At 63.8% G+C, this 4,965-nt stretch carries 6 protein-coding genes; 2 read left to right on the plus strand and 4 right to left on the minus strand.

What is annotated here, in order from left to right:
• The 3 genes from ACIQ42_RS15860 to ACIQ42_RS15870 all read right to left on the minus strand — a co-directional run.
• Nucleotides 1-561, minus strand: a 561-nt coding sequence (locus ACIQ42_RS15860; RefSeq protein ID WP_397423214.1) for an acyl-CoA dehydrogenase family protein, incomplete at its 3' end; no start/stop codon positions are given.
• A complete protein-coding gene (locus tag ACIQ42_RS15865) occupies nt 561-1,430 on the minus strand; it encodes a sulfurtransferase (protein WP_397423215.1) in 870 nt (289 codons plus the stop codon). The genes ACIQ42_RS15860 and ACIQ42_RS15865, both read right to left, overlap by 1 nt.
• A gap of 450 nt (nt 1,431-1,880) precedes the next feature.
• The gene (locus ACIQ42_RS15870; protein ID WP_397423216.1) at nt 1,881-2,273 is read right to left on the minus strand and encodes a helix-turn-helix domain-containing protein; all 393 of its coding nucleotides are present in this window, start codon (nt 2,271-2,273) and stop codon (nt 1,881-1,883) included.
• Nucleotides 2,274-2,378: 105 nt separating this feature from the next.
• On the opposite strand from ACIQ42_RS15870, the gene ACIQ42_RS15875 reads away from it, so the two are divergent.
• Entirely contained in the window at nt 2,379-3,182 is an 804-nt protein-coding gene (locus tag ACIQ42_RS15875; protein WP_397423217.1) for a DUF3703 domain-containing protein, read from the plus strand.
• 237 nt (nt 3,183-3,419) lie between these two features.
• On the plus strand, nt 3,420-4,127 hold the full coding sequence (locus ACIQ42_RS15880; protein ID WP_397423218.1) for a hypothetical protein: 708 nt from the start codon (nt 3,420-3,422) through the stop codon (nt 4,125-4,127).
• Nucleotides 4,128-4,292: 165 nt separating this feature from the next.
• Here the strand turns inward: ACIQ42_RS15880 and ACIQ42_RS15885 are convergent.
• Nucleotides 4,293-4,965, minus strand: a 673-nt coding sequence (locus ACIQ42_RS15885; protein ID WP_397423219.1) for an IS1595 family transposase, incomplete at its 5' end; no start/stop codon positions are given.

Here is a 4,965-nt window from a genome sequence, read left to right on the forward strand (position 1 = left end):
GCCCGCCACATGCCAGGTGTCCAGCGAGATCACGTCCGCGGCCGGAAAGAACAGCATGTGGTTGCGCGGCAATCCGGCGGAGTTGGTCAGGGGCTGGCCGTCCTCCACCAGCACACACCCGCCGCCGACCCAGTCGGCATTGCCCGAGCCCGACCCCCACTGCCAGGTTCCGTTGACGCGGAAGCCCCCGGCCACCCTTGTCGCCGTCCCGGACGCGGCGAACACGCCCGAGATCAGGCTCGCGGGATTGGCCAGCAGTTCGCGGGTGGCCTCATCCGTCAGCCGCGCCAGCGCCAGGCCGGTGGTCGCGCCGATGAAGGTCACCCAGGCGCTGGCGGCGTCGCCTTGCGCCACGGCCTCGACCACCTGGGCGGCGATGGACGGCGGGACCTCCAGGCCGCCCACGTTCTCGCCGACGTACATCCGATAGAAGCCGGCCTCGCCCAGCCGGGCGGCGATATCCCCCGGCAGCCGCCGCAGCGCCTCGATCTCGCCGCCGCGCGGGGCGATCTCGGCCGCGATGGCTCTGGCGGTGTCGACCAGTCCGTGGATGTCGCTCATCACGCCCCCGTCTCCATCGGCAGCTCCGGATCCTTCGTCCACTCCGACATCGACCCGTCATAGACCGCCACCGACGGATGCCCCAGCCGCGTCAACGCCAGCGCGTCCATCGTCGCCGAGATGCCGCCGCCGCAGTAGAAGATCACCCGGGGCCGTTCAAACGCGCCCACCCCCTCGAACAGCGCCCGCAACTCATCGTCGCTGCGATAGAGCCCGTCCGCGTCCAGCAGCGCTGCATAGGGCACATTGCGGCTGCCCTTGATGTGGCCCTTGCGGCCATAGTTCATCTCCGCCTCGCCCGAGTGCACCCCGGCCGACAGCGCATTGATCGTGCAGACCGCCCCGTCGTCGATGGCCGCCAGCACGGCGTCCTTGTCGGCCCAGGCGTCGGCCCGCTCGGCGATCACGGCGCTCGCCGCCGGATAGGTCCGGACCTGCGTCTCCACCGGTCGTCCCTCCGCCACCCAGCGCGCATAGCCGCCGTCCAGTACCGCCACATCGGCCACCCCCGCCGAGCGCAATATCCACCACAGCCGCGTCGCCCACATGGGCGTAGACGTGCTGTAGCAAACCACCTTGACCCCCGGCCCGATCCCCGCCGCGCCCAGCGCGTCGGCCAGCGCCGCACCCTTCAGCCGCGTGAACCCCAGCGGCGCGGTGGTGTCCGAAAGCTCCCGCGCCAGATCCAGAAACGCCGCGCCCGGAACATGCCCGGCCTCGTAATCCGCCCGCCCGCTCTCCACCACATAGGGCCCGGGCTTCGACGGCCGCAGATGCACCGTGGCGTCAAAAATCCTCACGTCAGGATCAGTCAGATGCGCCGCCACCCAATCCGTCGACACCAGCCCGCGTCCGTCCCAGCCGCTCATGATCGTCTCCTCGATGTTGCGACCGTGACCCTCACGCCTGGGCGTCCGAAGATCAACCCCACCTCCTCTCCCCCGGCGAAGCCGAGAGGGAGAGGATTGAGGAGAGGGCCGGCTGGGCTGACTCTGGCATGACGTCGAGGGCCCAACAGCGTCCCCGCCGCAAATCCTCGCATTCCCATCAGCGGATCACGCTCTCACGAGCCGGCCCTCTCCTTTATCCTCTCCCTCTCTTCCCCCGCATTCGCGGGGTCGGGGGAGAGGAGGTGGGCTCGCATCATCCGTGAGATTTGGTGCGGCCTGACGATGCGTTCTCCACGTCGCGATGACCTCCCACGTCGCCTTGCGATGGGGGCGTGGAGGGCGGCAAGCCTCCAGCGCGGCGCGTCGGGAATGCGTGCGTGACCCGCTTTCCCATTGTCCCGCTTTCCCACGGCATCACTGAACCTGAACTTATCGCTGTGGCCCCAGCGCTTCGATGATCTTGCAGTCCCACACCTTGCCCGCACGACAAGCACCAACCACACGGTCGAGTTCGCTGCGGAGCGCCATCAGGTCGCTGATCTTGCGATCCACGTCGTCCAGATGGACGCGTGCGATGCCATCGATCGCTTCGCAGGACTGCGATGGATCATCGGAGAGCGTCAGCAGGTTGCGCACAGCTTCGATGCTGAATCCCAGATCACGGGCGCGCCGGATGAACGACAGGCGGGCGAGATGGTCGCCGCCATAGGCGCGATAGTTGGCCGATGTGCGCGCGGGCGGCGAAAGCAGCCCTACTTTCTCATAGTAGCGCACGGTCTCGACGTTGGTCCCCGTCGCATTCGCCAGTTCGCTGATTTTCACCGCTTGACCCTGTAGTTACTACAGGGTGTACCTAGCTTTCCGGCTCGGAATTTGTCGAGAAGGAAATGCTATGCCAGACCCGTTCTCAGATCTTGGAGAGACATCGTGAAAGTCGATCTCTCCACCAGAATAGGCCTGCCCGTCGAGACGGTCTGGACCGAGGTTCAGACACCTGCTTTGCTGAAGCACATCGCCTGGCCGCTATTGCGGTTTGTGCCGGCCGGTAGCGAACCGCTGGAGACGTTCAAGCCCGGAGGTCGCTATCTGGTGAAGCTCCGGCTGTTCGGCCTTTTGCCTTTCGGCACACAGTGGATCGTTACCTCGCTGCACCAGCCTGAAGAGGGAGAGTGGCCCAGGCGCCTGCGCGACGATGGCTACGGCCCGATGATCCGAAAGTGGGATCACTGGATTACGATTGCACCAAACCCCGACGGTGGCACAGATTACCGGGACGAGGTGGAAATCTCGGCAGGTGTGCTGACGCCTTTCATCTGGGCGTTTGCACAGGTTTTCTACCGGCATCGACAGCGGCGCTGGCGCGCCCTTGCCCGCACGCTGCATGCCCATCGCCTCATAAAGCGCGAAATGGCAGTATTCCAACACGCCCGATCAGAGGGTGATATCGCCACTGCCTGGAGCGCCCTCGAACGGGCTCATGTTATCTCGCAGCCGTACCTGGGCCCGCATCTTGCCAATCACTGGGCAATGTTGAGCCTGGCTACTGAGCAGCGCGATGGGAGAGAAACCGTGGGTCAGATCGTCCGGCTCGCGCTTGCGCCCCTCGGCGCGGCGACCGGCCGAATTCCCGTCGGCAACACGGGGCGCGCCAATGTCAGTGCGATCCAACCTATGCCCATCGCCGATGACCTGCGCCGCGACATGGAAGACGAGCGAACACCATCGCCGTGATTCCTCACCTCACGCCACTGCGTGGGGGAGGGCAGTTATATACGTGACAAAGCGAAATCGCTGGACATTATCCCTCTCTCGGTGAGAGGTTCCGACTCGGCCTAAGTTTTTGTGCGCTTCGGCTTTGTGACGGGTGGCTGTTTGTGCGGTTTGGGCGGCGTTGCGACTAAGCGCCCAAGGGTCTCAGCGAAGCGGCGATCCGCTTCCCTCTCGTCGAGATCGGGAGATTTTTCGGGCATGGCTGACCTCTTTCATGCCGCACGGGTGAAGGTGCGCCGCGCTCGAAAACACATAGCCGATATTGTCCCGCAATTCGCTACCGTGAGCGTTGACCAAGACAAATTCTTGAAGGCGGCCAGCATTATGGGCCTGCCTATCGGAAACGCAGCGTTTGTCTCAGAACTCGCAATTCCCGAAAGCGCGCTAGATGAGATCGCCTGCTGCGTTGGCGATGCCGTTCACAACCTACGCTCGGCCCTAGACCTGCTGGCTTGCGAAATCGTGGAGCGGTCGCCAGACGGCAATCCAAACAACGTGCACTTTCCGTTCTGGGTGACAGAAGCCGGGCTCACATCGCAAGTCGACAACGCCCCAAAGGGCGGCGCAATACGGGGCAAGAACTTCAACCGAGCCCGACAAGACGCACAGGATCTAATGCTCGCACTGGCCCCGCACGGCGAGCCTCACGGAAACGCGCTTCTGTGGGGCCTGCATCGATTGGACCTGATCGACAAGCACCAAGACCTCTTGGCCCTATCGCACGACGTTCGCTCACCGGCCCTTTACTTCGAGGGTGTGCGGATGCCGACAACGAGTAATCTGCCAGCAAGGCTAGTCTTCGCCCAAGGTGGTCTGTTTGCGGGCGACGAAATCGTGGCCGCGCTTAACCTGATCGCGGGCGAGGTCGAGGATACGATCCAACGCTTCGCCAGTCTTGGGTGGTAACGCGCTTACAGGCTTTGGCTTGCGGAGTACGTCCACCCACTCATTTTCACACATCAGCGTGTCCTCGCCCGAAAGGAATTCTAACCCGGTGTCCCTCACCAACCAAAATTGAATCACTTTTCTTTGGATGCGTTCCTCAAGCGCTGAAGCTTTCGCGCCTTCTGCTTACGCGTGCGCGCCTTCACAAGTCCGCCGATAAGTCAGGCGCTTGCCGCCGATGCCGCGCAGGGCTTCGTCGGTGCGCATCGTGTCGTTCACGCCAAGGCCGGAACGGTTGGAATAGCGGAAGTCGAACTCGGCCAGATAGCGGACAAGGTGGGCTTCGGACACGTGAATGAACGTGCCGTTGATCCCGCGCTTTAGGATCGAGAAGTAGTTTTCGGCGGTGTTGGAATGGGCGTGGCCGCGCACATATTCCCCGGCTGAGTGGTCGACGGACGCGTGCGAGGCGAACTCGCGACCCACGGCGATGTAACCGATATGGCCGTCTGTCATCAGAACGGTGTCGCGGTGAACGGAAGTCACCAGAGCGTTGCGCAGGGTCTTTGCGGTCACGTTGGCGACATGGAACGAGCGGGCCGGACCGTCGCGCTGAACCAGGGTGACGACCTTCTTCTTTCGGTCGCCCGCCACGTCGCGGGGAACGCGCTTGTTGGCGTGCTTGTGGGCTTCCTTGCCGCCGATATAGGTTTCGTCGGCTTCTACAACCTTGCCAGATCCACCCATCGGGGCCGGATCGGCGGGGTTCATGGCCTCGCGGATGCGGTGGCACATGAACCATGCGGTCTTGTAGGTGACACCCAGCGTGCGGTGTAGCTGGTGGGCCGAATAGCCCATC

Origin of the sequence: Phenylobacterium sp. (genome assembly GCF_044372605.1) — a bacterium.
Lineage (GTDB): Bacteria > Pseudomonadota > Alphaproteobacteria > Caulobacterales > Caulobacteraceae > Phenylobacterium.

Coding starts and splice junctions, on each gene's coding strand:
- ACIQ42_RS15865 (WP_397423215.1), bottom strand. CDS start 1,430: ATGAGCGGCTGGGACGGACGCGGGCTGGTGTCGACGGATTGGGTGGCG.
- ACIQ42_RS15880 (WP_397423218.1), top strand. CDS start 3,420: ATGGCTGACCTCTTTCATGCCGCACGGGTGAAGGTGCGCCGCGCTCGA.